This window comes from Fortiea sp. LEGE XX443 (genome assembly GCF_015206815.1).
Lineage (GTDB): Bacteria > Cyanobacteriota > Cyanobacteriia > Cyanobacteriales > Nostocaceae > Nostoc_B.
This window is the reverse complement of the sequence record NZ_JADEXZ010000004.1, coordinates 20659-47569: the sequence shown is the minus strand read 5'-3', so window position 1 is coordinate 47569 and position 26911 is coordinate 20659. Positions and strand designations below refer to the sequence as shown.

Annotated in this window: 25 protein-coding genes; 17 read left to right on the top strand and 8 right to left on the bottom strand. The window is 39.9% G+C overall.

The genetic code is table 11. The features are described 5' to 3' along the window. The first annotated feature begins 25 nt into the window (after nt 1-25). The 12 genes from IQ259_RS02985 (at nt 26) to IQ259_RS02930 (ending at nt 13332) form a co-directional block, all read left to right on the top strand. On the top strand, nt 26-697 hold the full coding sequence (locus IQ259_RS02985; protein ID WP_193880628.1) for a Tfp pilus assembly protein FimT/FimU: 672 nt from the start codon (nt 26-28) through the stop codon (nt 695-697). A gap of 215 nt (nt 698-912) precedes the next feature. Next, nucleotides 913-1884 (top strand): hormogonium polysaccharide biosynthesis glycosyltransferase HpsE, encoded by a 972-nt coding sequence (gene hpsE, locus IQ259_RS02980; RefSeq protein ID WP_193880625.1) that lies wholly within the window; start codon nt 913-915, stop codon nt 1882-1884. 24 nt (nt 1885-1908) lie between these two features. Further along, nucleotides 1909-2892 (top strand): hormogonium polysaccharide biosynthesis glycosyltransferase HpsE, encoded by a 984-nt coding sequence (hpsE, locus tag IQ259_RS02975; protein WP_193880622.1) that lies wholly within the window; start codon nt 1909-1911, stop codon nt 2890-2892. Then, nucleotides 2889-3884, top strand: coding sequence for a glycosyltransferase (locus IQ259_RS02970; protein WP_193880619.1), 996 nt, complete (start codon nt 2889-2891; stop codon nt 3882-3884). Before hpsE (IQ259_RS02975) ends, IQ259_RS02970 begins: the two co-directional genes overlap by 4 nt. 18 nt (nt 3885-3902) lie before the next feature. Next, nucleotides 3903-4571, top strand: a complete 669-nt coding sequence (locus IQ259_RS02965; protein ID WP_228014330.1) for a Tfp pilus assembly protein FimT/FimU — start codon at nt 3903-3905, stop codon at nt 4569-4571. Nucleotides 4572-4606: 35 nt separating this feature from the next. Further along, nucleotides 4607-5278 (top strand): TIGR04282 family arsenosugar biosynthesis glycosyltransferase, encoded by a 672-nt coding sequence (locus tag IQ259_RS02960; RefSeq protein ID WP_193880613.1) that lies wholly within the window; start codon nt 4607-4609, stop codon nt 5276-5278. Between the two features lie 249 nt (nt 5279-5527). Then, on the top strand, nt 5528-6367 hold the full coding sequence (locus IQ259_RS02955) for an HpsJ family protein (RefSeq protein WP_193880609.1): 840 nt from the start codon (nt 5528-5530) through the stop codon (nt 6365-6367). A 130-nt stretch (nt 6368-6497) separates the two neighbouring features. Further along, the gene (locus IQ259_RS02950; RefSeq protein ID WP_193880608.1) at nt 6498-7385 is read left to right on the top strand and encodes a glycosyltransferase family 2 protein; all 888 of its coding nucleotides are present in this window, start codon (nt 6498-6500) and stop codon (nt 7383-7385) included. 432 nt (nt 7386-7817) lie between these two features. Further along, nucleotides 7818-8591: a DUF502 domain-containing protein gene (locus tag IQ259_RS02945; RefSeq protein WP_193880605.1), complete on the top strand. Its 774-nt coding sequence runs from the start codon at nt 7818-7820 to the stop codon at nt 8589-8591. A 104-nt stretch (nt 8592-8695) separates the two neighbouring features. Further along, nucleotides 8696-9337 (top strand): transcription antitermination factor NusB, encoded by a 642-nt coding sequence (gene nusB / locus IQ259_RS02940; RefSeq protein ID WP_193880602.1) that lies wholly within the window; start codon nt 8696-8698, stop codon nt 9335-9337. A 214-nt stretch (nt 9338-9551) separates the two neighbouring features. Then, complete coding sequence (gene ftsY, locus IQ259_RS02935; RefSeq protein ID WP_193880599.1) at nt 9552-11096, top strand: signal recognition particle-docking protein FtsY; 1545 nt, start codon at nt 9552-9554, stop codon at nt 11094-11096. A gap of 844 nt (nt 11097-11940) precedes the next feature. Next, nucleotides 11941-13332, top strand: coding sequence for a PP2C family protein-serine/threonine phosphatase (locus tag IQ259_RS02930; RefSeq protein WP_193880596.1), 1392 nt, complete (start codon nt 11941-11943; stop codon nt 13330-13332). Between the two features lie 176 nt (nt 13333-13508). Here IQ259_RS02930 and IQ259_RS02925 read toward each other — a convergent pair whose 3' ends face one another. Continuing rightward, nucleotides 13509-14135 (bottom strand): hypothetical protein, encoded by a 627-nt coding sequence (locus tag IQ259_RS02925; RefSeq protein WP_193880593.1) that lies wholly within the window; start codon nt 14133-14135, stop codon nt 13509-13511. Between the two features lie 115 nt (nt 14136-14250). On the opposite strand from IQ259_RS02925, the gene psbP reads away from it, so the two are divergent. Together psbP and IQ259_RS02915 are read left to right on the top strand one after the other, a co-directional pair. Further along, the gene (gene psbP / locus IQ259_RS02920) at nt 14251-14796 is read left to right on the top strand and encodes a photosystem II reaction center PsbP (protein ID WP_193880590.1); all 546 of its coding nucleotides are present in this window, start codon (nt 14251-14253) and stop codon (nt 14794-14796) included. Between the two features lie 96 nt (nt 14797-14892). Beyond that, nucleotides 14893-15492 carry a nucleoside triphosphate pyrophosphatase gene (locus tag IQ259_RS02915; RefSeq protein ID WP_193880587.1) on the top strand — a complete coding sequence of 200 codons (600 nt, stop codon included), beginning with the start codon at nt 14893-14895 and terminating at the stop codon, nt 15490-15492. A gap of 303 nt (nt 15493-15795) precedes the next feature. On the opposite strand, the gene IQ259_RS02910 is transcribed toward IQ259_RS02915, so the two are convergent. From IQ259_RS02910 to IQ259_RS02890, 5 genes are all read right to left on the bottom strand, one after another. Beyond that, a complete protein-coding gene (locus IQ259_RS02910) occupies nt 15796-16299 on the bottom strand; it encodes a phosphate-starvation-inducible PsiE family protein (protein WP_193880584.1) in 504 nt (167 codons plus the stop codon). A 316-nt stretch (nt 16300-16615) separates the two neighbouring features. Next, nucleotides 16616-17965: a hypothetical protein gene (locus IQ259_RS02905; protein ID WP_193880580.1), complete on the bottom strand. Its 1350-nt coding sequence runs from the start codon at nt 17963-17965 to the stop codon at nt 16616-16618. Then, nucleotides 17962-18384 (bottom strand): hypothetical protein, encoded by a 423-nt coding sequence (locus IQ259_RS02900; protein WP_193880577.1) that lies wholly within the window; start codon nt 18382-18384, stop codon nt 17962-17964. Before IQ259_RS02900 ends, IQ259_RS02905 begins: the two co-directional genes overlap by 4 nt. After that, on the bottom strand, nt 18372-21662 hold the full coding sequence (locus IQ259_RS02895) for a CHAT domain-containing protein (protein WP_228014329.1): 3291 nt from the start codon (nt 21660-21662) through the stop codon (nt 18372-18374). Before IQ259_RS02895 ends, IQ259_RS02900 begins: the two co-directional genes overlap by 13 nt. A gap of 134 nt (nt 21663-21796) precedes the next feature. Next, entirely contained in the window at nt 21797-21946 is a 150-nt protein-coding gene (locus tag IQ259_RS02890; protein WP_193879959.1) for a hypothetical protein, read from the bottom strand. A gap of 519 nt (nt 21947-22465) precedes the next feature. Between IQ259_RS02890 and IQ259_RS02885 the strand changes: the two genes are divergently transcribed. The 3 genes from IQ259_RS02885 (at nt 22466) to IQ259_RS02875 (ending at nt 25887) form a co-directional block, all read left to right on the top strand. Further along, on the top strand, nt 22466-22750 hold the full coding sequence (locus IQ259_RS02885) for a hypothetical protein (protein ID WP_193880574.1): 285 nt from the start codon (nt 22466-22468) through the stop codon (nt 22748-22750). 189 nt (nt 22751-22939) lie between these two features. Then, nucleotides 22940-24346 (top strand): folate/biopterin family MFS transporter, encoded by a 1407-nt coding sequence (locus tag IQ259_RS02880; protein WP_193880571.1) that lies wholly within the window; start codon nt 22940-22942, stop codon nt 24344-24346. A gap of 38 nt (nt 24347-24384) precedes the next feature. Beyond that, a complete protein-coding gene (locus IQ259_RS02875; RefSeq protein ID WP_193880568.1) occupies nt 24385-25887 on the top strand; it encodes a carotenoid oxygenase family protein in 1503 nt (500 codons plus the stop codon). A 15-nt stretch (nt 25888-25902) separates the two neighbouring features. On the opposite strand, the gene IQ259_RS02870 is transcribed toward IQ259_RS02875, so the two are convergent. Both IQ259_RS02870 and IQ259_RS02865 read right to left on the bottom strand, forming a co-directional pair. Beyond that, nucleotides 25903-26151 (bottom strand): hypothetical protein, encoded by a 249-nt coding sequence (locus IQ259_RS02870; RefSeq protein ID WP_228014328.1) that lies wholly within the window; start codon nt 26149-26151, stop codon nt 25903-25905. 23 nt (nt 26152-26174) lie between these two features. Continuing rightward, complete coding sequence (locus IQ259_RS02865) at nt 26175-26612, bottom strand: DUF29 domain-containing protein (protein WP_193880565.1); 438 nt, start codon at nt 26610-26612, stop codon at nt 26175-26177. Nucleotides 26613-26911 lie beyond the last annotated feature (299 nt).

Sequence of the window (26911 nt, the reverse complement as noted above, 5' to 3'; positions counted from 1 at the left end):
TTAGCCAATTTATCAAACAAGTAATATGCACAGGACAAATTTAATTTTTTTTAAGACAATTAAAAATAACTACGCATCTAAATATATTCAAGATGATGCTGGCTTCAGTTTGGTAGAAGTTCTAGTTGTGACTGTAATGATAGGAATTTTAGCCGCCATTACTATTCCTAATTGGTTAGGTTTTACGAACAGACAAAGAGTTGGTAAAGCTAATGATGCTGTCTTAGCAGCATTACGAGAAGCACAGCGAGAAGCAAAACAGAAAAAACTCAGCTACAGTGTAAGCTTTAAAGTTGAAAGTAATACTCCTAAGTTTGTGATTCACCCTGATTCTGAGCAAGCATCTACTATTCAGGATCAACCTAATTCTAAAAGGTGGAAAAATCTAGGAGAAGATTTAGGAATTAAGGCAGACCAATTACGACTTTTAACTAATCTCTCTAGCAAAAATACTGTTAACGCTACTAACCCAGCAGTTAACCAAAGTCCAACATATTTGAGCAATCCGCAGACGATTGCCTTTGACTATATGGGAACTTTGCCAAATGCAAACTTTGGTACACTACCAACGGGATCTGGAGAAGCAGCTGGATTAAAAATTGTGGTTGGTACACCCAACAGTGCTACAAAGCGATGTGTCATTGTGAAAACTATCTTAGGGTCAATGCTAACAGAAAAAGACTCTCAATGTAATTAAATACATCTAATTTGTAGTCAATCACGGCTAAAAATCCATGAAAATACGGTACATAAGACTGGAGTTTGATAGCAAAATTGTAATATCAACTCCAGTTTGCTTTTTTCAGGTGTACTTTTCGGCTAGTAACTAATTAATCCAATTTCAACAGCACAGAATATTTTTTCAATATAAATTTTCAACATATCCCTAGTAGAAAATATAACTTTCACAAAATGACTGAGAGTATTGATTTTACAGTAGCTATTCCCACATACAACGGTGCTAGTCGTTTGCCTGAACTCTTAGAACGACTACAAAATCAACTACATACTGAACATTTATCTTGGGAAATTATTGTTGTAGATAATAACAGCACAGATAATACGGCTGAAGTTGTGCAAAGTTATCAAGCTAATTGGCCATGTTTTTATCCTTTGAAGTACGTCTTTGAAGCCAAACAAGGCGCGGCTTACGCTCGCAAACGTGGAGTCGCAGAGGCTTTAGGTAACTTAATAGGTTTTCTGGATGATGACAACTACCCACTATCTAACTGGGTAGCAGAGGCTTATGCTTTTGCTCAAAAAAACCCTAAAGCTGGGGCTTATGGTAGCCAAATTCATCCAGATTGGCAAATAAAGCCATCAGAAGAATTTCAACAGCGTATTGCTCCTTTTCTAGCAATTACAGAGCGCGGTAATCTACCTCTACTTTATGAAACAAAAAATAAATTACTACCTCCTTCTGCAGGGCTGGTTGTTAGGCGACAAGCTTGGTTAAATAGTGTACCCCAAAAAACTATCTTAACTGGTAGAACTCCTGGTAGTATGCTAACCAGTGAAGATTTAGAAGTGCTTTCTTACATCCAAAATGCTGGATGGGAAATTTGGTATAACCCAAACATGGAAATTTATCACAAAATACCAAATTCTAGATTACAAAAAGATTACCTAATGCCCTTTTTCAAAGGTATTGGACTCAGCCGTTATGTTACTAGAATGGTAAATACAAAATATTACAATAAACCATTTGTATTTTTGGTTTACTTAGTCAACGATTTACGTAAAATAGTTTTGCATTTTCTGAAATACAGAGGTAATTTTAAAGATAATTTAGTAGCGGCTTGCGAAATGCAGCTATTTTTAAGCAGTTTGATTAGTCCTTTTTATTTGTGGAAAAAAGGCTATTTAAATAACACAAGCAATTAATCCACTATCACTACTTCTGAATCAATGAATACAAGGTTAGATGTTTCTATTGTAATTCCCACATATAATGGTGCTGAACGTCTGCCCAATGTTTTGGAATGTTTAGTCAACCAAACAGGCGTTGAAACAATTAATTGGGAAATTATTATTATTGATAATAACAGTTTTGACTCTACGGCTGAAGTTTTTAGCAATTACGAGCCACTCTATAGCAATAACTGTTGTTTAAAATATTTTTTTGAGACGCAACAAGGAATCGCTTTTGCGCGATCGCGTGGTGTAGCTGAAGCTAGAGGTGAATTTATTGCGTTTCTAGACGATGATAATCTGCCTGAAGCTGATTGGGTTTTCCAGTCTTATCAATTTGGACAAGAACATCCTCAAGCTGGTGCGTGGAGTGGTCAAATTCACGGAAAATTTGAGGTAGAACCACCAGAAAATTTTGTAAGAATACAGGCTTTCTTGGCTGTTAGAGAAGATGGGCAAGAAGCATATATATTTGATGCAGATAATTTAAAATTGCCCCCTGGTGCTGCGCTGGTTGTTCGTAAACAAGCATGGATTGAAAGTGTGCCTCAAAAATTAATTTTCAAAGGTAGGCTAGGAAAATTGATGCTTAGTGGTGATGACACAGAAGCACTTCTATACATAAACAAAGCTGGTTGGCAAATTTGGTACAATCCCGCGATGCACGTTCATCATCAAATTCCTCACTGGCGATTTGAAAAAGATTATTTATTAAAACTGGCTCGTGGTTGCGGTTTATGTATTTTTCAACTTCGCCTAATCAATGCCAAATCTTGGCAGAAACCCATAATTTTATGCAGAACTTTTCTGGGGAATATCCGCCGAATTCTGCATCATCTTATGAAGCGTAAAGGACATCTAGGAAATGACTTAATTACGCTTTTTGAAATGGAGTTTTATCTAGCTAGTATGATGAGTCCTTTTTATGCTTTAAGATGCCACTTGTCTAATAAATTTGCAGATAATGGAAATAAATCATGAACGAGATAAGTCATAACTATCCCAGAATTTCTGTCATTATACCTGCTTATAATAGTGAAAATACTATCAAAGCGACAATAGATTCTGTTTTAAACCAAACTTTTGCTGACTTTGAATTAATTGTAATTAACGATGGTTCAACTGACTCTACTTTAGATATTGTTTCACAAATTCAAGACTCTCGCCTCAAAGTATTTTCTTTTGAAAATGCTGGTGGTAATGTGAGCCGCAACCGAGGACTACAGAAATCAGTTGGAGAATTTGTAAGTTTTTTGGATGCAGATGATATTTGGACACACCATAAGTTGGCAAGTCAATTAAAGGCTCTGCAAAATAATGTTGATGCAAAAGTTGCTTATAGCTGGACTGATTATATAGGTGAGAATGGTAAATTTTTAGTTGCAGGAAATCATGTTACTGTTGATGGAGATGTGTATGAGAGATTATTAGTAAGTAACTTTTTAGAAAATGGTTCAAACCCATTAATTTGTCGAGATATTTTACTTGAATTAGGTGGCTTTGATGAATCCCTAGTTGCTGCTCAAGATTGGGATATGTGGTTAAGATTAGCGGCTAAATATGCTTTCATCTGTGTTCCTGAAGTGCAAATTTTATATAGAGTTAGCGCTAATTCACTATCTTCTAATCTTGCTAGACAAGAAAAAGCTTGTTTAGCAGTTTTAGAACGTGCTTATTATGCTAGACCATTAGTAAGTAAAAATATTTGGAATTTAAGCCTAACCAATCTCTATAAATATCTAGTATGTAAGGCTTTGCAAAAGCCATTTAATCGACAAAAAGGTATAGTAGCAGCTAAGTTTTTAGCCTTATTTTTTATTCATGACTATTCAAGATTCAAAAGAGGTAATTTCACAGTTAAATTACTATCAAAAATTGTTTTAATGGTTGTTCTTCCAGTTAATTTGTCTACATTGCTACTGACCAAAGAAGATACTAAAACTACAAAGACTCTTCCTTTATTATCTTCTTAATAGTAATCATCAAAGTAATTGTATAACTATTTTCAGGTGCATTTATCTTATAGAGTAAAGTTAAAAAATATCTTAAGTAATGACTCTAGTAGTGGCTTCACGCTACCGGAAATTTTAGTAGTTGGTTTAATTATTGGTGTTTTATCTGGAATAGTTTTACCCAGTTGGTTAGCTTTTATTGAAATTAGAAAACTTAACGCGGCTCAAGACAAAGTTTATTTTGCTATGCGCCAAGCTCAAAGCCAAGCTAGTAAAGATAAATTGAGTCAACAAGTAAGTTTTCGTGAGCAAAATGGCGTTGTACAGTGGGCAATTCATCAAGCTGAAACAGGTGTGTTCATCCCTAACTATGTGATAAATAATCAGAATTTATGGCAGAGTTTAGCGCCAAGTATACATATTGATCAAGATTTAAACATTAAACATAAATCTGAGATGACTTTGCCAAAACAGACTATTCAAAATCAGCAAGTGTGGCGAATTGTATTTAACTACCAAGGTTGTCCAGTTTACCAAATCGGAGATGAGTGCAGCAGTACTTCTCTGCAAACACTAGGACAGTTAACTATTTATAGCGATCAAGGCGGGAAAGCTAGGCGCTGTGTTTATATTTCAACGATTTTAGGAGCAATGCGTAAAGGCAAAGAAAATTCCGTAGCTAATGAAAATGATAAATATTGCTACTAAAATATTTTGAGTTGTTGAAAAATTAAGGTTATTGCTTGCTGAAATTACCAGAAATTCAAAAACAGCACTTGATTATTTTTACTCGCTATCCAGAACCAGGGAAGACGAAAACTCGACTGATACCCGCTTTGGGTAGTATTGGTGCTGCTAATCTGCAACAGCAGATGACTGAACATACTACGTTGCAAGCTAAAGAATTACAAAAAGCTGCTGATATATCAGTAGAAGTGCGGTTTGCTGGCGGTAGTTTGCAACTAATGGAAGATTGGCTGGGGTTGGATTTATTTTACCAATCTCAAGGTGAAGGTGATTTAGGTTTGCGGATGGAGCGATCGCTGTTTGATGCTTTTCAAAACAGTGCCGAACATGTAATTATCATTGGTACCGACTGCCCTGAACTGACTTCCCAACTTTTGGCGACAGCTTTCAAACAACTGCAAACTGCTGAATTGGTGCTTGGCCCTGCTCTTGATGGTGGCTACTACTTAATTGGTTTGCGTCGCCTCATCCCCGAATTATTCGCTAACATCGACTGGGGAACTTCTCAAGTATTACAACAAACAGTGACTATTGCGGAAAAACTTGATGTATCACATGTGTATTTACCTGCTTTGGCCGATGTTGATCGACCAGAAGATATTTCAATTTGGGAGGAATTTTTACAGCAGGAAGTTGCATTGAGAGAAAATAGCGACGTAGAAGCTTAAAATAACAGTTGTCTTTTGCAGCAATACCAGCTAACCTCATATTCTCAAACACCAAGTATTTTCTGAAGACACACAAGATAACAAGTGCTACCGTGGTGTAGTTTAAAACCTACAGGTAACTACTAGTATTACATTTGCCTTTTCCGTATAAGAGCATAGTTTTATTGAACAGACAAAGTTATGGGAACAATATTCCAGTAACTTTAAATAGGACAATCAAGCTGATTCACTATAAGTTTGGAAAATATTATGACTAATCGTTTTACTTCCGGGAACGCATCTCTCGCGCTCAAAGTGATTGGGGTAGTTTTAATTTTGTCCTTTTTGCTGGACTTTTTAATTTTGTTGTTACCCTTTCAACCCACCGATCGCGGATGGCAAATCAACTTAGCAACTGCCCTAGTTGATCGCGGTATTGTGCCTATGGTAGGTTTAGGTTCCCTGTTAATTGGCTATTGGATTGATAGTGCTATTGATGGCGATCGCCCAAGCGGTATCGACTTGCGATTCCCAGCTTTTATTCTATCCAGTATCTTAGGGCTAATTTTCTTGCTGATTTTCCCTCTGCACCTGAATAATGTCAATCAAGCCAAAGCCCAAACTATCAATCAAATTAGTCAAGAGGCAGATCAGGCAGAAACCCAACTGAAAAACCAGCTAAATCAATTTCAGGCTCAACTAAATACTGATCAGGGTAAGGCTCAATTAGAACAACTCCGCGCCCAAGCAAGAGCGCAGTTTTCTGAGTTAATGAAAGATGATCAAAAGTATAAACAAGCTCTTGAAAGTCCCCAACTGCCGCAATCACAAAAAGATTTACTCAAGAAGTTTAAAGCTAATCCTCAAGAACTGGACAAATTTATAGCCCAACAAACAGATCCTCAAGGACTAGCCACTCAACGAGTCAGCCAAATTCGCCAGCGCAAAGAAGATGCTGAAAAACAAGCTAGAGACAATGCGTGGAAGTCTGGATTACGGATTGGAATGAGCAGTCTTTTGTTGTCTATTGGCTACATTATTATCGGTTGGACAGGGTTAAGAGGTGGCGGCGCTCCACAAACGAGTGGACGTAAAGCAGCTGCACGGTAAGGAAAGTATGAAGTATGAAGTGTGAAGTATGTAGACACCCGTTGGGTGGCTTCCCGAAGGGTAATTTTATCCTCCACACTTCATACTTTTTCGTAATTAACAGTTAGTAAAATTGCTATAAAATCTGCAAATGTTCTCAATTTACATACTTACATATAACGAAGAACTAGATATTGCACCTTGTATCGAGTCGGCAATGCTATCAGATGACATCATAGTTGTAGACTCGTGCAGTAGCGATCGCACTGTGGAAATTGCCAGTCGTTATCCCATCCGCGTTGTCCAACATGCCTTTGAAAGCCACGGTCGTCAACGGACTTGGATGTTAGAATCTATCTCCCCGAAACATGAGTGGGTTTACATTCTCGAAGCTGATGAGCGGATGACACCAGAACTATTTGCTGAGTGTGAGCAAGCTATGGGGAACCCAAACTACATTGGCTACTACGTGGCTGAACGAGTCATGTTCATGAATCAGTGGATTCGCTACAGTACCCAATATCCCCGTTACCAAATGCGTCTTTTCCGCCACGGTCAGGTCTGGTTTACAGATTATGGTCACACAGAACGAGAAGTTTGCAACGGTGCTACTAGCTTTTTAAAAGAAACCTACCCGCATTACACTTGTAGCAAGGGTTTGAGCCGTTGGATTGAAAAACACAATCGTTATTCCACAGATGAAGCCAGGGAGACGCTACATCAACTAGAAAATGGCAAAGTTGACTGGCGAGATTTATTTTTGGGTAAAACTGAAGTAGAAAGACGGCGTGCCTTAAAAGACTTGTCTTTGCGTTTACCTGCCAGACCTTTGTTACGCTTTTTATATATGTATTTTCTTTTAGGTGGCTGCTTAGATGGTCGCGCCGGAATGGCTTGGTGTACATTGCAGGCTTTTTATGAATACTTAATTTTGCTGAAAGTATGGGAGATGAAGTATTTGCCTACAGCTAGTTTAGACACAACATATCAAATTGAGGAAAGCAAAGCCTTAGCTAAACAGATTGCTGGAGAAGGATGAGGAGGGAAGTGCAAATGATGAAGTCTGAAATTTCAGACTTCATCTTTGGTAGTTTCTGTCACCTAATTTTATTAAAATTTATAACAAAAGTTTTTCAGAAAAGTCTCCTTGACTGACTGGCTAGTTCTGGGCTAATTAAAAGCAATCTTGTAGCTGTGTTGTCTAGCTTTGAGAATCATAGGCAGATTTTGATAGAGCGCGGTAGGATCAGTAATAATTAAAATAATTGCAACAATCATTTACACGCTGTACAAAGAAAAGTAACATCCTCGCAGATGGAACAACTGTCAACCAGTTTGGTTGAAAATAAATACTTTTCCAGCAGCAACAGCCTACTATTAAGGCAACAGGCGGTCTGTTACCTTTTCGGACAATAGCTTATGGTCAAAAATGTCATAAGTACGGCTTTCCCCATCTGAAATATATGTTGGGATGAATTCCGATCATCAGAATTTCACTAAGCTAAAAAAGGAGAAACGGGGTTTGGGAATCGATCGCCTAAAGCAGGACTTAAAAAATGACCTGATAGCTGGATTGTTAGTGGTGATTCCGTTGGCAACAACTATCTGGCTAACGATTACGATCGCCACTTGGGTAATCAACTTTCTCACCAAAATACCCAAACAACTAAATCCTTTTGATGGGCTACATCCGATATTAGTAAACATACTGAATTTGGCAGTGGGTTTAGCCGTACCACTGTTAAGTATTCTCTTAATTGGGTTAATGGCTCGAAATATTGCTGGGCGGTGGTTGCTCGATGTTGGTGAGCGAGTATTACAGGCAATTCCCTTAGCGGGACAAGTATATACAACCCTGAAACAGCTTTTAGAAACAATACTCAAAGATTCTAATGGCAAGTTTCGCGGTGTAGTTTTAGTAGAGTATCCCAGAAAAGGAATTTGGGCGATCGCTTTTGTTACAGGTGCGATCGGTAGTGAGATTCAATCCAAGATGTCTCATCCAATGTTGAGCGTTTTCATTCCCACCGCTCCCAACCCAACAACAGGATGGTATGCAGTAGTACCAGAGGATGAGGTAATTAACCTCTCAATGTCCATAGAAGATGCCTTTAAGGTCATAGTCTCTGGTGGGATTTTTGCCCCAAATACGCCCCTACCTCCCCTAATTCTGGCTCAAGAACAAAATTTGGCAACTTCAACCAGAGACACAAAGCGTTCAGTAATTTCCACCGAAGAAATATAAAATCTATCCGGCAAAGACACAAGTAAATAGATATTATGAATGTCTGGCTCTGCCAAAATCAATTAACTTTTAACCCCCAATTTAGTGCTTAAGCACTCACTTCCATGCAAGACCGCAAACCTCAACAAATCGCTCGCGAACTGGCGCTGTTAAGTCTTAGCCAGCTACCTGTAAACCCTAAAAAATTAACCGAAGAACATCTGCCCAAATTAGTGTTAGCAACTGTGCGTACCCTCAGAGCAGAAGTTCAAGATACCCTAGACAATGCTGCTGCTGAACTCCAACGCAGTAACGATCGCCTCTTAACCAGCCAAACTCGTGCTTCAGACATGAATACCGCGAGAACTATGCTGCAAGAAGCAATCTCTTACACTCAAACTGCTATTAATCAATTGGGTGCAGCCGTTGAGTTCCCCGAATTGATTCAACTAGCAAATCAAGACCGAGAAGTTGGCAGATATGCCATCCAGATTGTCAAAATAGTCAATGAACATCGCATCTTAATCGATGAACAACTAGCTGCTGCTTTGGTAGATTGGCAAGTCAATCGCCTAGCGCAAATTGACCGCGATATTCTCCGTATCGCTGTGGCTGAAATGGAGTTTTTCAACCTTCCTAACAGCGTGGCGATTAATGAAGCAGTGTTGCTTGCCAAACGCTACAGCGGTGATGAAGGTCATCGATTCATCAATGGGGTTCTGCGCCGATTCACAGAACAAAAAAAATTGACCAGTGTTTTATCCTAAATTTGTAACCATTATGAATGCTAAGTTGTGAGTTGAACGTGAGGAGAAGTCAGTTGCTTGCGGGGTATTAATTACCCCTCCCAGTACTCGACATTGAGAGGTGAGGATATCCCGGAGGTTTTCACCCTAGGGAAGAGTAACAAATTCAATTAAACTCATAACTTACTAACTCATAACTCCTAACTTAACATCACAACTAACACCGTTAGCGGCAATGGCTTTTAATTGGTTTCGTCGTCAAGATAACGATTCTTCTAATATCCCCTCTCCAACCCAACAGGGAGAAACGGCTCCAACACCAGCAACCCAATCAGAGGCAACCGAAACATCAGATGCAAACCCAGCAACTGCACCAGACTCGGCAGCAGACTTGTTGGCGTTTGCTAAAGCTGCCTACAAAAACATTCAGCAAAAACAACAGTCTGAACCTGAAGAAACAGCCTCAGAGACGTTAGCAGCAGTAACGGAAGAGGTAATAACCTCTAACCAAGAACCTGCGGCAATTATAGAAACGCCATCACCAGAAGTACTAGAGACAACTGTTGAGGAATTACCTGCAACAGAGCCAGAAATTGCAGTCACAGAAACAGAGCCAGGCGAGCCAGCTGCTTTGTCTTTCTTAGAACGAGCAGCAGCAGAACGGCAAGCCAAACAAGAACGATTGATCGCCAGCGCTATTGAAGTACCAGAACCGGAGTTGGCGCAACCAGCTACTCTTAGCCAAGAAACTGACACAGAAATACCGGATTTGGTGTTTGACGAAGGATTTGTCTGGTCAGCAGAATTGTTGGCGGCTCAAGGTAGACGAGCAGAAGATATTTCTATTGAAGAAATAACTTGGCTGAAAAAGTTACGGCAAGGATTAGACAAAACCCGCCGAAGCATTCTCAACCAACTTAAAGCAATTGTTGGACAAGGGCCACTTAACCAAGCGGCTGTAGCAGAAATTGAATCTGTACTTTTACAAGCCGATGTGGGTGTAGAAGCCACAGACCATATCATCAGTGCTTTACAGAAACAACTGCGTGAAGAAATTACTCCCCCAGAAGAAGCGATCGCTTACTTAAAAAAAATTCTGCGGGATATGTTAGATGAGCCAATTCGTAAATCTGACAAACCTAGCTTTGCCCCAGAAAAAGACAATTTAAATATTTGGTTAATTACTGGTGTAAATGGTGCGGGTAAAACTACAACTATCGGTAAAATTGCTCATTTAGCTCAAAAATCTGGCTATAAATGCTTGATTGGTGCAGCAGATACTTTCCGGGCGGCGGCTGTAGAACAGGTGAAGGTTTGGGGAACCAGAAGCGGCGTAGAAGTAATTGCCAACCCCGGTAAAAATACAGACCCAGCCGCCGTGGTATTTGATGCGATCGCCGCCGCCCAAGCACGAGAGACAGAATTATTATTAGTTGATACCGCTGGGCGATTGCAAAATAAAAAGAACTTAATGGATGAACTGAGTAAGGTTCGCCGGATTATCGACAAAAAAGCTCCTAATGCCAAAATCGAATCCTTGTTGGTACTAGATGCCACCCTCGGACAAAATGGCTTGCGCCAAGCGGAAGTATTTTCTCAAGCAGCCCAACTCAGTGGTGTAGTATTAACCAAGCTAGACGGCACAGCCAAGGGAGGTGTAGCACTGGCTGTGGTGCAGCAGTTGGGTTTACCGATTCGTTTTATTGGTGCAGGCGAAGGAATTGAAGACTTACGTCCTTTTTCTAGCTACGAGTTTGTCGAGGCGCTCTTGAGTGGTTAGCACAACATCCTACACTGACGTTAGCTGATGCAGAAGTTTTGTCAGCAGCGGACAGTGTAGAATCTGTTAACTAGGCGATCGCAATAATTTCCACATGCACAGTCTTAGAGGAGTGCGTTACGCTTCTGTTGAGACACTCACTCAAGCCTAACTTCTGCAACAATCAACTGTACATACGTGCAAGGATTGTACTCTTAGCAATCACCTTGTAAACCAAATTGAGAACTGCTATAAATACTGGAAAAAACAAAAAACCTGAAGCTCTTTAGTTCGTGACTAGGCAAAGGCGAACCCTGCTAAAATTTCACTACTGCTGTTCTAACAACCTAAACAAGCTGGTCTAACTGAGGACTACAGTATGAAGTTGCCTAATTTAAGAATCCATTAATATTCTCTGGAGATAAATTAGACGTTAGAAAACTGCTCAAACTACAACAACAGATGAAACTTTTAACTTAAAAGTTTCAGTTATCGTTTAGTTCAGTATCTGTCGATTTTTTCTAAGACAATAAAAACTTAAAAAAGTTGAGAAAATTTATTTATTAATTAAGGAATTTTATGTTTCATGATGTATGATTTGCTAATCCACTTCCCTAATACTGAAAAGCTTTCTAGGCAATAGAGGAAGTTACTGATTTATGCTAATCATTTTTTCAGTAAAAATACACGATCTGTATTTAGTTAGAAACGAAATCAGCAAATGCCATACTTTTTTCTAGCTAAACCCTACGTCTTTCTACTCTTGCTAAATTGACAAATCTTGTCTCAATATGGTTTAGCAATATTTTTCTCAAAAAATTTATTAAGTAATCTACAATCTATTACTCTTAACTGGATAGTATCTGTGCCTGTGTCTCAAGTGCCTTTTCAACCTACTGATAGTAATAACAGTGCCGCGACGGATGTCACACCAGTCGTGGCACTAAAAGAACTCGTCGCCAGGTTACACCGAGAACAGAACAAAATTCAAGATTTACTGAGTTCTTTAGGATTTGCCCTCAGAAGCTTCAATAATTTGAATCAGTTTTTAGAACTAATTCCGTTGATGGCAACGAGGGTAACAGATGCCGATGGTAGTGCCTTATTTCTCTACAAACCTAACGGTCAAGTCAGATTAGAGCAGCTACACTGGCAGGATAGTCGCCAGCGCAAAAATATCCGCAAAGCGCTAGAAACAGCAAGCAGTCAAATTACATTGCTACCCAATGGCACCCCTCTAGCAAATTCTACGGGGATTTTAGACGATCAGATGCACCGCTATTTGGGGCCAGATGTACAAATATTTGGCACGGCAATTTTAGTCAAGCATACAGAACGAGGGTGGCTCTACGTCTTAAGCCGTGATCCAGATTATAGCTGGACAGAAACCAGACAAAAACTAGTGCGCTTAGTCGCAGACCAAACAGCAGTCGCAATTGAAAATGATGAACTAGCTGTAGAACTGAGGAAAAAAGAACGCCTAGACCAAGAATTAGAAATTGGAGCAGAAATTCAAAGGCGACTTCTACCACGTCAATGTCCTAATATTCCTGGTGTAGAACTAGCTGCGCGTTGTAAACCTGCTAATCGAGTAGGTGGCGACTATTACGACTTCATTCCTACCAATCATAATCAGTTGCAGTTAATCAGTAGAATTTCTCCAGAAACCAGTCGTTGGGGTTTTGTGATTGGGGATGTGATGGGGAAAGGTGTCCCGGCTGGATTAATCATGACAATGATGCGGGGAATGTTGAGGGGTGAAGTATTACATGGCAATTCCCCATCTGGAATTTTGCAAAATTTGAATCGAGTCATGTATGCGGATTTAGAAAATTCTCACCGCTTTGTGACGTTGTTTTATTCAGAGTACAATCCCAGAAATCGCATTTTGTCGTACAGTAATGCGGCACATAATCCTCCCTTATGGTGGCACGCAGCAACAAAAACAGTTACCCGTTTAGATACTCTAGGGATGCTTATTGGTTTAGATGCTAATAGCCAATATGAAGATGCTCAGGCACAGTTAGAACCTGGAGATACAGTAATTTATTATACAGATGGCTTGACTGATGCGGCGGCCGCTAGTGGCGATCGCTTCGATGAAGAAAATTTTGTAGCAGCCTTCAGCGCCGCTTGTCGGTATTGCAATGGGCCAGAAGAAATTGTAGATTATTTATTTAACCAAGTTCAGCAGTTTATTGGTGCTGATAGACAAAACACTGATGATATGACACTTGTGGTTTTGCAGATTGTTTAGTTATAGCAGTAGCCAAGACAGTTAGGACATCGGCCAATGATAAAACTCATGCACTAAAAGACTTTTAACCCTGTCACATGCGGTCACTGAGCGGCTGGTGAGCGCAGTCGAACCATGCCGAAGTGTCACCTGTTCCCTGTCACCTGCTATAAGACAAAAGAATAATGGCTATTACACTACCCTGTAGGGTGATTTTGGTTACCCAGAACAAGTTCTAGCCAATGAGGATAAGCATAAGAATTTGCACCTATGAGTTTTGTCCCTTGATAGTTATTGAATACCCAATTTGCTGTTACTCGGAGATTTTCTAGCAGATGGGTATATTCTCCAACAGCTTCCACTGCAAGGCTCCACCAAGTTTGCTCCTGAATTAGCAATTGGGTAATTTCCACACTACAACCGTTATCCATACTTTCATTGGCAGAAACAGCTTGCAATGAAGAGTCTGGTAAAATTCGATAATATTGCAAACGGCGCACTTTTTGAACCTTCACCCAAACAGAACTATTAAAAACCATTGCAGGTTGAAAACTTTCTCCTGTGGAATCGTTACACATCCACTTACCCCATTTTTCTCCCTGACCTTCGACCAATTCCCCAAAACGCAGTATGCCCAATTCTGCTTTGCGCCATTTAACTTCTAAGCGTTCTTGTCGCAATTTAATCCCCACATAATCACATCCTGGAGCATAAAGATACCAGTCTTCTCGTTTTTCTGGTGAACAGTTTTGTGGAAACCAGTCTTCAATCTCTGATGGTATTATACCAGGGTAAAACCAGCGCAATTCAATAGTTGTGAGCATAGGTAACTAATCTCCTCATCTGATACCTTATCCGCTGCGACCCAGTTGATGGGACAATGAAAACGATCAATAACCCTTAGTTTGTGTTGCTTCCAGCCCAAAGGAATCTTTAACAATGTGGAAACGAATTGCATTTATTTTGTTATTAATATTGAGCTTCAGCTTGAGTAATCCTGATGTAGCGGCTGCGGCTGGATTCAAAAGCTATGTAGATACTACTGATGGCTATCAGTTTTCATATCCCAACGGCTGGTTACCAGTTAAAGTTGCCAATGGCCCTGATGTTGTTTTCCATGATTTGATAGAAATATCTGAAAATGTCTCTGTAGTTATTAGTCCCGTTCCTGAAGGTAAAACTTTAAAAGAACTAGGCGCTCCTACTGAAGTTGGGTATAAATTGGGAAAAGCAGCCCTTGCACCTTCAGATTCTGGTCGGACAGCCGAATTGGTTGATGCACGAGAGAAAGAAACAGAAGGTAAAGCCTACTATATATTAGAGTATCTGGTGAAACTTCCTGATAAACAACAACGGCATAACATCGCTAGTGTTGCTGTTAGCCGTGGTAAGCTGTTTACCTTCAACGCCTCTATTCCCGAAAAACGTTGGTCGAGGGTTAAACGAACTATGGAAAATGTTGTAGATTCTTTCACTGTGTATTAATTAGAAATTGGGAGTGGGTGAGAAATCAAAAGTAAAAAGGTAAAATTCAAAAGTATTTTTTACCTTTTTACTTTTAATACCCAATTAGCAAACCTCATGAAAATTCCTGAATTTGTACTAGCTTCTGCTTCTCCAGCACGCCGCCGCTTGCTGCAAACTGTTGGTATTGAACCGATAGTTAGACCGAGTGATTTTGATGAGTCGCAAATCCAACTGAGTGAACCTGCAAAATTAGTCCAAGTTCTGGCTCAACGGAAGGCGGAAACTGTAGCACCGCAGTTTGAATCAGCTTTAATTATGGGTTGCGACTCAGTTTTAGCTATCGATGGCGAGATTTATGGCAAACCAGCAGATGCAGCAGAAGCGATCGCTCGTTGGCAATTAATGCAAAATAATATTGGCGACTTGTACACTGGTCATGTGTTGATTGACACATCACAAAATCGTACTTTAGTAAAGTGCCAAGTAACAAAGGTTTACTTTGCAAAAATGAGCGATCGCGCTATCCAAGCTTATGTGGCTACAGGCGAACCTCTCAAATGTGCTGGCGCTTTTGCTTTGGAAGGTTTTGGTAGTTTGTTTGTCGAAAAAATTGAAGGTTGTCACAGCAACGTGATTGGCTTGAGTTTACCTCTACTACGACAAATGTTGGCAGAACTAGGATATGAGGTCACAGATTTTTGGGGCGTTGCATAAATAGGGAAAATCAGGGACTTCCAAAAAATAAAATGTTCAATTATTAAGAATAATAACTATTGTGTAATGATGGTATCTTGACAAACCGAAAAAATCATTAACTGCTTACGTATCGCTTTACTTTATAGTAAATAATACATTAATTAGCTTTTAGCTGCATTTAGGGCTAAACATCCCAAAGTTTAGCCAGATTTGTGCATATTTCAAGTTAACAATGCTTGAGTTTTTAACTGAGCAAGGAGTTTTTTTAAATGTCGCTGTACCTATATAAACCAATTCATCTCTTTATTCAGCAACGCCCAGTTACTCTGAAGTTACAGTTCCATCGGATAATATTTCTGTTGATTTCGGTAATATTTCATGATTTGCAGGATTAATCTGTTCAAAAAAGCGAGACATTAAAGGTAAAGCAATAAAAATTACTGCCAATACTAATAAAAATGCAGAAATTCCGAAAATTTGATTTTGTTGTATTTCCAGTACACCGCGCAAGATTACCTCTCGTAATGCAGAAACTATAGTAATTTCTACTGCTGCTCCTACTGATATTTGTTGAGATTGTAGGTAATCAATTAGTAAACGGAATAGCTCTACGAGAATCAAAATAAACAAAATATCAGATGTTACTTCTCGTAAATCTAAGGGATGTAAAAAGGAGAGAAACATGTCTCCTAGTCTAATCAGCATCACACAAAATAAACCAAGACAGAGAGAGATAATAATAAAGTCTTGAAATCTTTCTAAATTGGTAACAATTGTATCTCGTTCAAACCAACTATTGACTTCTTTGATTACACGTTTTGGCATAATCGCTCCCAATATCATTGATTTACCTATTTACATCATAGGCAATTAAAAAAATAAAAATTTTATTTAATATATTTTTTTCTCTCGATTTCATAACATATATTTAGCTTGATTTGTTATTTTGTTTACAGCAAATAATTAAATTTGTAAAATGCAGTTTTGCATACATTAAAAAATAAAATTACTCTACTAAATCAGTCTCAATAAACAGAAAACTTGACGACCAAATATTTTTACAGTACAAATACACTAAGTTTATTTGCTGATTGCGTAAACATATTACACTCCACAACTACACCATTAGGAGAGCCAATATTTAGCGGCGAATTTTGGTAAGCAATATCCAGGCTATTATACTGGTGAGCAAGCCTGCGAAAACGCTTAAACCAAAGGCTGTTGTGAGGAAAAAGGGTGTTTTGCTATTTGGAGGAAATTGAGCCACCAAGACTGAAGATGCGATTTGACTGGTGGCGAGTCCGATACCTGCGATCGCTATTGTAGTATTGAGGGTGCGATCGCTTTTAGTCCGCTCAATCTCAATTATGCCTTGTACAGTCTTAATGTAATTTTCCATTAATGTTAAATTTGGGCTAAAGTTAGCTTGGTCAGCCTCAATTTGTGCTACAAACTTTTCTTTAGCATAGTTACTGAATATTTGTAAAAATTCCCAATCGCTATTACTATCTAACTTGCAAAGTTCTTGATAGCGTTTTTGATAATTGTTAATGTTAATCTCAATAGTGCGTCGCTGGTCGTCTAAATAAGCTAGGTTATTTGTATACTTTAATAAAATTTCTGGTGTTTCTTTGAGAAAATTTTCGATTTTATTAATTTGAATACCGGGATTTTTTAAGCTGGCATTTAAATTATTTATAGTAGTTTGTGCTAGTTTAGCTGCTTGTTTTAAATTATCTTTAATTTCCCGACTTTGAGAGTCAGCCCAAAGTATTTTATGGCGACATCTTAGCAATTGAATTAATTGCGGATATAATTTGCTACTAACTTCTCTGACTGCATCTGTTTTGAGTTGATAGGGAAACAAACAGATTAAAACATGATAACCATCACTCAAATTTTGCGCTGGTGTAGGAATTTGCTGCAATTCAAATACAGTTCCACCAAAAAACAAACCTTGAACGATAAAATCTTGTTGCCGATTTTGTATAGAATTGAATTTTAATTGGTTATAACATTCTTTTGCTGTAGCTATTGGGTCTTGATTATCTGTAGCGAGTTGACCCCAAATTAGCCAAGTTTGACCAAGTTTACCATTTTGGTGGTTAATTTTAGCAAGAATTTCTGTTTGTAGTTTTGAAAAACAATCAATCGATTGTGGAGAGTATTTATAATCAGTTATGTAGTTAGCAGTACAGTCTACTTGCAAAGCATAAGTATCTCCCAACTGCACAGGATAATAATATCCATTTAAAGGTGCTGGGAAAATTTCAGCTTTTTTACGACCCAGTAGTTCCCAGTAATCTGAACTATCTGTTTCAGCTTGGGCGAGTTCTGCTAGTTTTTTATTATCTAATTGATTACCATAAACTTTCTGCCAAAAAAGTTGACGATTTTGGTTAACTTTTTCCTCATCTTGTCCCAAACCTGCTTTGAGGTCATATAGAAATAAATCGAGCGTGGGATAAATTAACTGATAATTATGATTCATAAAGAAAGAATGGTGGCGATAACTTCTTTCGCTGCTTTCACAGGATTTAACGCCTGAAAAATTTGCTGAGATAGTAATATTAATTTATTTTGATCAACTTCTTGGTCAAACTTGACTAGTTCATCTTCAATTTCTCTAGAAGCGTTGTCAATTTCGGTATTTATAGCATCTGGTACATGTTGAGGCAAACTTTCCACGCCTTTACTGCGAATTTTAGCAATACCTGCCATATTTTCATAAACCTGATCGTAAACTGTTTTTAGGGGAGGATAGCTATTTGCAATTCTATATAGTTGATCAATATCTCCAGGAATATTTATTGTTTTTAGCTGTGCTTGAATATCATCTGGTAATGGTGAATTAATTTGGTATAGCGATAAAATAAAGGCTTTTAATTCAAAGGCTTCTATTGGTTGCATGATAAAAAATTGCCAGTAATGGTAAAAGCTGCCCAGAAATAAGGGTGATTATAGGGTTGATTACTAGGTTTTGGTTGATTTTTAAGATTATTTAAACGAGCTAACCATAAACGCCGCAACCCACCTTCTGGCAATTTGTCGATTTCTGCTGCATACCATTCTGCAAGTTCAGCATTTGTAACGTAGCGCAACCATTGGGTAGCCTCAGCTAAAGCCATCGCCTCAGAATTACCTTGGTGCAACAGTTGATAAAACCGCATCATCATCACTGCACTAGGTTCTGATTCTACAGTCCATAATGTACTGACAACATGAGCCACACCGCAACTCATAAAACCGCTAACAAGTCCCACATATTCTGTAGTGATGGTGTGATTACCTGTAATCGCAGTTTCGCAAGCTGCGAGGCTGACGAGTTGATAGCTTGTCAAATCAAAATGGCGGATATCTGCCAAAGTCAGCTTATCTTTACCAGCTAACGCCAAAAAAGACAAAGCCGGATTGTGGAAATTGTATGCACCATGTCCAGTGAAGTGGAAGATATTGTAACCTTGGGGCAAAGCACTCATCATTGCTGCTTTTGTTACTTCCTGAGAACGTATGCGAGTAGGGTTAGTAAACATACAACTGATGACTTGCGACTCAATTTGGGCAAACTCCAGTGAAAGATATGTGTTTTCGGGATGTTCAATACTAAGTAGCTGGTATAATTCATAGCCCCCCTTTTTAAGGGGGGTTGGGGGGATCAATCCGATTTGGACACTAGGTAAATAACTGATAGTAAATTCCGGCGGAAACAGTGCGTGCAGAGGTAAGCGGTGCAAATCTCGGTGAGGAATTAAGATGATTTTGAACCTCTCTTCTGCGAGGCTACCGTGTATATGCAAATCATCTGATCCCCCTAAATCCCCCTTAAAAAGGGGGACTTTGATTTTATTCTCCCCATTCCCTTGTAGGGAAGGAGGTTGGGGGGTTAGGTCTTGCAAGATAGCAGGAATATTGAGAATATTAGCCAACTCATCAAGCATTCCCGGCAAATTATCACGCCAAGTTGCGGCTGCTTCACCTTTTTTACCTTTGGGATAATCAGCGTATTGTTCATTCCAATTTTTCAGCCAGTCTTCAAAATCTCGCAGGCGTTGCGCTTGTCTGATCACACCGTTTTCTTCAACCAATTGCCATTCTCCTAATACAATTGGTTCTGGTGTGTCGTGTTTTAGAATGAAAGTGTGTAGGGCGTAGTGGCTAAGATGCCAGTAGACAATAACTGTTGTAGGGTTTAACAGTTGTCGCATTTGTGAGTAACTGGGCGAGGAAATCTCATCACTCCACCCATCCAAAAGCCAACTTAAGCAAGCATTTTTTCCCTGTTCTGCTAATTCAACTGCTTGCACCAACTCCCCAGACTGTATGGCTAAATCAACAGTTAACTGCTGAAGCCAGGCAAATTTTAAAGTTAGTTGTTTTTTGTTCTTATCAGGGCGATTTGGTTCATCCAGCAAACGCCGTAAAACATCTGTTCCCTGCCGCTGGAGTTCTACAGCTTCATTTGTTTCACCCAAATCTGAATGCACGCGAATTAAATCTTGCAAAACTCCCAGATGCAACTCAGGGAAATCTGCGGCTGTGAGAGTTTTTAGTGCTTCATTGTAGCTTCTAACAGCGTTTCGCCAATAGCTACGAGGATAAGAATCTCCTCTTCCTCTAAAGTAGTGAGCATTACCTATTGCTTGATGTAGCAATCCCCAACCTTCCGGGTGAGTTTCTTCCTGACAATATTTCAAACCTTCCTGATAGCTTGCTAATGCACCCTCATAGCCACGCCGATTAAGGTGAGAATTTTGTCTAGCAATGGGACTAGAGAAAGCTAAGAACTCATTACAACTAACTAAATATCCTGCTGCATTACCTCGATTTAACCAAGCTAGGTGGAAGTCTCGTTTAAATTTGAGAGCGTTGTCATAAGATGCGATCGCCTGTTCATCCTGCCCTAAATTACCTAGTGCTACACCCCGGTTGTACCATGTTTCGTGGAAGTCTGGTTGAAATTCTAAAGCTTTTTGGAAAGATGTAATGGCTTCTTTATATCGATGTAAGTGATCGCATAGGACAATACCCCGGTTGTGCCATACTTCGTGGAAGTCTGGTTTAACTTGGAGGGCTTTGTCATAAGATGCGATCACCTGTTCATATTGCCCTAAATTACCCAGTGCTACACCCCGGTTGAACCATGCTAAGTGGTCGTCTGGTTGAAATTCGAGGGCTTTGTCATAGGATGCGATCGCTTGTTCCCATTGCCCTAAATTAGCCAGTGCTACACCTCGGTTGAACCATGCTAAGTGGTCGTCTGGTTGAAATTCGAGGGCTTTGTCATAGGATGCGATCGCTTGTTCCCATTGCCCTAAATTAGCCAGTGCTACACCTCGGTTGTGCCATACTTCGTGGAAGTCTGGTTGAAATTCGAGGGCGTTGTCGTAAGATGCGATCGCTTGTTCATATTGCTCTAAATTAGCCAGTGCTACACCTCGGTTGTGCCATACTTCGTGGAAGTCTGGTTGAAATTCGAGGGCGTTGTCGTAAGATGCGATCGCTTGTTCATATTGCTCTAAATTATGCAGCGCCACACCCCGGTTGTCCCATGCTTCATGGAAGTCTGGTTGAATTTTGAGGGCATTATCGTAAGATGAGATCGCTTGTTCATATTGCTCTAAATTATGCAGCGCCACACCCCGGTTGTCCCATGCTTCATGGAAGTCTGGTTGAATTTTGAGGGCATTATCGTAAGATGAGATCGCTTGTTCATATTGCCCTAATTTAGCCAGTGCCACACCCCGGTTGTCCCATGCTTCGTGGTCGTTTGGTTTAAGGTTGAGGGCATTATCGTAAGATGAGATCGCTTGTTCATATTGCCCTAATTTAGCCAGTGCCACACCCCGGTTGTACCATGCTAAGTGGTCGTCTGGTTTAATTTTGAGGGCATTGTCCCAAGATGCGATCGCACCTGCATAATCTCCCGCCATCAATTGTTCATAACCTTGATTAAACCAAACCTCCGCCTCTCCCTCCTCCGCGTCCTCAGCGTCTCTGCGGTTCGTTTCTCCCCCCTCCAGCAACCCCCTATTACCCGCCACATCTCCCACTTCCCCAACACTCAACTCCGCATCTGTTAACTGGGGTAGTTCCTCTCTCCTCAATTCCCGCTCCGGAGGAGACACAGGTTGACGAGTAAATAAACGCCGCAACAATCTTTTGAGCCACTGCCAAAGCCGCTTGAGCATACACCACATCATGTATTGCTTTATGCAATATTTTAGCGCTTTTGCGTATATTTTGCGTCTTACAGTGTGCGAGATGCCATTAACTTAACTCTCTTTAAGAAAACTTTATTGATCGAGCGTAAAACCCCATCCCTTTATGGGTGGGGATGTAAGCGAGTCAGGGACTCTGGTAAAATACGATTATCTACCTGAGACATGACATTTCTTAAATGCAACACCAGTTGTTGAAGAATAAGAAAAAGTGGTTTGTCGGTGATGGTAGAAATAATTGAATCTGTATTCACTCTCGTGAAATGGATTCAAATTCTTCTCCCTACAAACAGTTCGGCTGTGCCGGGGAGACAGGGTACGGTCAATTACCCGTATGTTTCAACCGATTGTTTCGGTTAGTTACAAGCCGCATCTCCTTGTGGGTGGGGCAGTTGACTAAAATGCCTGATTGCTTGCGCGTTTTACTGTTTTGAGTAAGCAAAATACCAAAATGCCTGCTCAAAATGCCTAAATGCTTACTCATTTTGGTGTTTTCCGCAGGCAAAATGCCAAAATGCCTTCTCAAAATGTCAAAACGCTTTCTCATTTCAGTAGATCGCGTACTCATTTTGATGTTTGCTGTCAACAAAAAGCTTGATTGCTTTCTTAAAATACCTAGATGCTTTCTCAATTTCACTATAAAATAAGATTGTTATATGTAACTCACCGTTCGCGCAATTGAGGATAAGTTTGGTGAAGTAGATGAAATAAGGAAGAGTATCTAACCAGGCGTTGGCGTTCCGCCCACTATAGGTAATCATTGTCGGCAACCCTTGTGCCAAGGTAAACATGCCGTTGGTACTGTGTTTCAGGGAGAATTGATTAGCCTTGCTGAAAAAGTAGCACAACTGCGATCGCCAAATTTATTAGAACTATCAAATAATCTTAAACTCAAATTACTAATAGACTCAGAATTAATTACAGAAGAAGAATATATTTACGCTAAAGTAATCAAAAAATTTGATCTTGACGAACATATTGTGATGATTCAATTTACATCTTTATCACTAAAAGCGATCGCCATTCTATATAAATTAATCATGGTCAGTAGTCAATAGTTTCATAATTCATGTACCTTTCTCCTGTCAGAGACGCTACGCGTAGACTTTGGCGTGAGTTCAGTCGAACGCTTGCTTCCCGTACCTTTCGGGAAGCCGCGCAAAGTGCGTCTACACACTTCAGACTTCACACTTCAGATTTTCTCGATATTATAGAAAAGTAGACAAAACTTAAAAAATATTTATCAAATGCTCATTGACTCCTCTGGCTTGTCCAAGGTCAAAGATTCAGTAAAAGAAAAAATCTTCTTCGGCCATGAACCCAGTGCCGAGTTAATTGCTATTCTTAGCGTCTACTTTGTCCAAGGAATTTTAGGGCTGGCGCGTCTAGCAGTAAGCTTTTTCCTCAAAGATGAATTATTGCTGAGTCCGGCTGAAGTCTCGGCAATGTTGGGAGTCGTTGCCCTACCTTGGATGATCAAGCCAGTCTTTGGCTTTATGTCTGATGGCTTACCCATTTTCGGCTATCGTCGTCGTCCGTACTTGATATTGTCCGGCATACTGGGAGCGATCGCCTGGGTAAGTATGGCTACAGTAGTTCATAGTAGCTGGGCAGCCACAATGGCGATCGCTCTCAGTTCACTTGCGATCGCAGTTAGTGATGTCATCGTTGACTCACTGGTAGTAGAACGAGCCAGAAAAGAATCCCAAGCCGATGCGGGTTCACTGCAATCCCTATCTTGGGGTGCATCTGCCCTCGGAGGTTTAGTTACAGCATACTTTAGCGGGATGCTCTTAGAACATTTCACCACCCGCACAATCTTTTTAATCACTGCAACTTTTCCCCTCATTGTTTCAGGAGTAGCTTGGTTAATCGCTGAAACTCCTGTAAACAAAAACACTAACGACAGTAATAACGCTAACCCTCTAAGTATTCAGCATCAACTCAAGCAGCTACGTCAAGCAGTCAGCCAAAAAACAATTTGGCTACCAGCCGCTTTCGTCTTTATCTTGCAAGCTACCCCAACAGCTGAATCAGCCTTCTTCTACTTCAGCACTAACGAACTGCACTTTGAACCAGAATTTTTGGGACGAGTCCGCTTAGTCACAAGTCTAGCCTCGTTGATGGGCATTTGGATTTTTCAACGTTTTTTGAAAAGTGTCCCATTTCGCGTCATCTTTGGTTGGAGTACCGTTATTTCAGCCATTTTAGGGATGACAATGCTACTGCTGGTAACTCATACTAACCGCGACTTAGGTATAGATGACCGTTGGTTTAGTTTAGGAGACAGCCTCATCTTGACCGTTATGGGACAAATTGCCTACATGCCAGTGTTGGTATTAGCAGCTAGACTTTGCCCTCCTGGAGTAGAAGCAACTTTATTTGCTTTATTAATGTCAGTTTTCAACTTAGCAGGTATGGTTTCCTATGAAGTTGGAGCCATTATCATGCACTGGTTGGGTATCACAGAAAGTAATTTCGACTCACTATGGATTTTGGTAATCATCACAAATCTCAGCACCTTATTACCACTGACATTTCTGAATTGGCTACCAAAAGACGATACACAAATTGAAGCATTACCAACTAACAACGAACCACCATTTTTAACAAATTTGATTTTACAAGAACAAGAATCAAAAGCAATTGAATAAAAAGCCCCCGGCATCTCTGCGTGAAATAAATCAAAACTATGCAAAATTTAAAAAACCAAGAAAAATCCTACACTCGTGAAGATTGGCAAGGAGGATATCAATCTCTCACCCAAGAATTTGACTATTGGATTGACGATGTAGAAGGACAAATCCCTCTAGAACTGCAAGGTACGCTGTTTAGAAACGGCCCCGGCTTACTAGATATCAATGGACAACCTATTCATCATCCTTTTGATGGCGATGGGATGATTAGCCGCATCACCTTTGTTAATGGTCGCGCTCATTTCCGCAATCGCTTTGTTCGCACCGAGGGCTACTTAGCAGAACAGAAAGCCGGAAAAATTCTTTATCGCGGTGTATTTGGCACACAAAAACCCGGCGGTTGGCTGGCTAATATCTTCGACTTCAAAATTAAACATATTGCTAACACCAACGTTATTTATTTGGGTGAGAAACTCCTAGCACTATGGGAAGCTGCTGAACCCTATCGCCTCGACCCCTACACCTTAGAAACCTTGGGGAAAGAATATTTTAACAACACCTTATCAGACGGTGAAGCTTTTGGCGCACATCCTCGGCTTGACCCCAGTTGCGAACAAGATAACGGTCAACCTTGCTTAGTCAACTTCTCAATTAAACCCGGACTATCCACCACAATTACAATTTTTGAGTTAAACCTAGCAGGGAAAGTTGTCAGAAAACAAGCTCATAGCGTTCCGGGATTTTGTTTCATTCATGATTTTGTCATTACCCCCAATTACTGCATCTTCTTTCAAAATCCCGTTGCCTTCAATCCCATACCCTTCGCCTTGGGAATGCGTGGTGCAGGAGAATGTATTAAAGTCCAGCCAACTCAGCCTACGCGGATTATTATCATTCCCCGTTTTCCCCAGCCAGGGCAAACAGAAGTCAAAATTTTAGAAACCACATCAGGGTTTATTTTCCATCATGTGAATGCTTTCGAGGTGGGCAATGAGATTTTTGTTGATTCCATTTGCTACGACTCTTTACCAGAAGTAGAACCAGACAGCGATTTTCGCCAAGTTGATTTTGAAAAACTTGCACCGGGACAACTTTGGCGGTTTTACCTCAACCTTAGTGATGGAAAAGTGCAACAAAAATTAATTGAGGGTCGCTGTTGTGAGTTCCCCACTATTCATCCGGCGAATGTGGGACGCAACTATCGATATTTATACATAGGTGCGGCTCATGCAGAGATTGGAAATGCTCCCCTACAAGCTATCTTGAAGCTGGATTTGGAAACGGGAGAAAGACAACTTTGGAGTGCTGCACCCCGTGGTTTTATGGGTGAACCAATTTTTGTTCCCCTTCCAGGTGCAGAAAAAGAAGATGACGGCTGGCTGTTGGCTTTGGTTTATGATGCTGCGTATCAGCGCTCAGATGTAGTAATTTTAGATGCCAATGATGTGAATCAAGGTGCTGTTGCTCGACTGCACCTAAAAAATCATATCCCCTACGGCTTGCATGGTAGCTTTACATCTAAGGTATTTTCGACAACTAGCTATAGCGGTTCTCAGTAACGTACTACTCGAATTTCAATATTTACTCAAAGCCTTCAATCTTCGTTCCTCAATCAACTCTTGAGAAAGCTTTATACTAGCGGGAATATATTTTCTAAAAAGAGCCTGAGCTTCTTGGATAGAAGTTTTCAGGCTACTACTGATTGGTTGATCTTCTAGTACAAGGACAGCATTATATTCACCCACGGGTAGGTCTACAGAAGAATTGATTAATAACTGGCTATCTTTGATAACGGTGACAATTATGTTTAAGCTTTTCATCATAATATGTGCTAATTAGAAATTTTTTAATCGTCCCAAACTGTATAGGTTTCTTCAAAAACCTCATGCCAACTTAAAGCAATAACTTCTGGTTTTTTACCCATTTCATCCCTAGCATCCTGTTTTGCAGCTTCAAAACACTTATCCCAAATTGACTCTAAAAACTCTCGATTGAGACTGGGCATTTCCTCTTGACTATCTGCAATTTCTCTCCTTGCTGATCTAATAGAAATTACCCAACTAGCACTACGTTTTTCAGGTTGACATTTCCACTTAATTATATGTAGCATTAGTCGAGTTAATTGACTAATCACTGCTCTTTTTTCTGATCGCCCCATGGACTCCGCTAAACTCTCCAAAATATGATCAACTTCTGTCATTTTGCCCTCCTGTAGCAATTGTCTTGCCTTTACCACAGCTAAGTATGGCGATTGAAATACCAATTCATCCCATGCTACTGTCATGATTTATTACTTCTCCTAAATTTTCAATTTGCTGATTTATCCAAATAGTTGCTGTTGCTTCATCGGTTTCAATTACTCGTTTTGTGCTACTATACCGCGAGGTAAACGCTGTAATTGTACAGGTTGATTTTCGCTTTTTAAATTGGCTTTTTTTCCTGTATTCCATAGTAGTTGCTACAGAAGAATCTTGCGTAATTTATTTATACTATGTACAAGTATTATAATAAATTCCAAGGGTATACAAGAAATTTTTCTACATAATCAGGGTTAGGGATTATACAGATTTTTTCTGTATATCC

Excerpts from the sequence above, each read along its gene's own strand:
- IQ259_RS02985 (WP_193880628.1), top strand. The coding sequence starts at position 26 with ATGCACAGGACAAATTTAATTTTTTTTAAGACAATTAAAAATAACTAC.
- hpsE (WP_193880625.1), top strand. The coding sequence starts at position 913 with ATGACTGAGAGTATTGATTTTACAGTAGCTATTCCCACATACAACGGT.
- hpsE (WP_193880622.1), top strand. The coding sequence starts at position 1,909 with ATGAATACAAGGTTAGATGTTTCTATTGTAATTCCCACATATAATGGT.
- IQ259_RS02970 (WP_193880619.1), top strand. The coding sequence starts at position 2,889 with ATGAACGAGATAAGTCATAACTATCCCAGAATTTCTGTCATTATACCT.
- IQ259_RS02955 (WP_193880609.1), top strand. The coding sequence starts at position 5,528 with ATGACTAATCGTTTTACTTCCGGGAACGCATCTCTCGCGCTCAAAGTG.
- IQ259_RS02950 (WP_193880608.1), top strand. The coding sequence starts at position 6,498 with ATGTTCTCAATTTACATACTTACATATAACGAAGAACTAGATATTGCA.
- IQ259_RS02945 (WP_193880605.1), top strand. The coding sequence starts at position 7,818 with ATGAATTCCGATCATCAGAATTTCACTAAGCTAAAAAAGGAGAAACGG.
- nusB (WP_193880602.1), top strand. The coding sequence starts at position 8,696 with ATGCAAGACCGCAAACCTCAACAAATCGCTCGCGAACTGGCGCTGTTA.
- ftsY (WP_193880599.1), top strand. The coding sequence starts at position 9,552 with ATGGCTTTTAATTGGTTTCGTCGTCAAGATAACGATTCTTCTAATATC.
- IQ259_RS02925 (WP_193880593.1), bottom strand. The coding sequence starts at position 14,135 with ATGCTCACAACTATTGAATTGCGCTGGTTTTACCCTGGTATAATACCA.
- psbP (WP_193880590.1), top strand. The coding sequence starts at position 14,251 with ATGTGGAAACGAATTGCATTTATTTTGTTATTAATATTGAGCTTCAGC.
- IQ259_RS02915 (WP_193880587.1), top strand. The coding sequence starts at position 14,893 with ATGAAAATTCCTGAATTTGTACTAGCTTCTGCTTCTCCAGCACGCCGC.
- IQ259_RS02910 (WP_193880584.1), bottom strand. The coding sequence starts at position 16,299 with ATGCCAAAACGTGTAATCAAAGAAGTCAATAGTTGGTTTGAACGAGAT.
- IQ259_RS02905 (WP_193880580.1), bottom strand. The coding sequence starts at position 17,965 with ATGAATCATAATTATCAGTTAATTTATCCCACGCTCGATTTATTTCTA.
- IQ259_RS02900 (WP_193880577.1), bottom strand. The coding sequence starts at position 18,384 with ATGCAACCAATAGAAGCCTTTGAATTAAAAGCCTTTATTTTATCGCTA.
- IQ259_RS02895 (WP_228014329.1), bottom strand. The coding sequence starts at position 21,662 with ATGCTCAAGCGGCTTTGGCAGTGGCTCAAAAGATTGTTGCGGCGTTTA.
- IQ259_RS02880 (WP_193880571.1), top strand. The coding sequence starts at position 22,940 with ATGCTCATTGACTCCTCTGGCTTGTCCAAGGTCAAAGATTCAGTAAAA.
- IQ259_RS02875 (WP_193880568.1), top strand. The coding sequence starts at position 24,385 with ATGCAAAATTTAAAAAACCAAGAAAAATCCTACACTCGTGAAGATTGG.
- IQ259_RS02870 (WP_228014328.1), bottom strand. The coding sequence starts at position 26,151 with ATGATGAAAAGCTTAAACATAATTGTCACCGTTATCAAAGATAGCCAG.
- IQ259_RS02865 (WP_193880565.1), bottom strand. The coding sequence starts at position 26,612 with ATGACAGTAGCATGGGATGAATTGGTATTTCAATCGCCATACTTAGCT.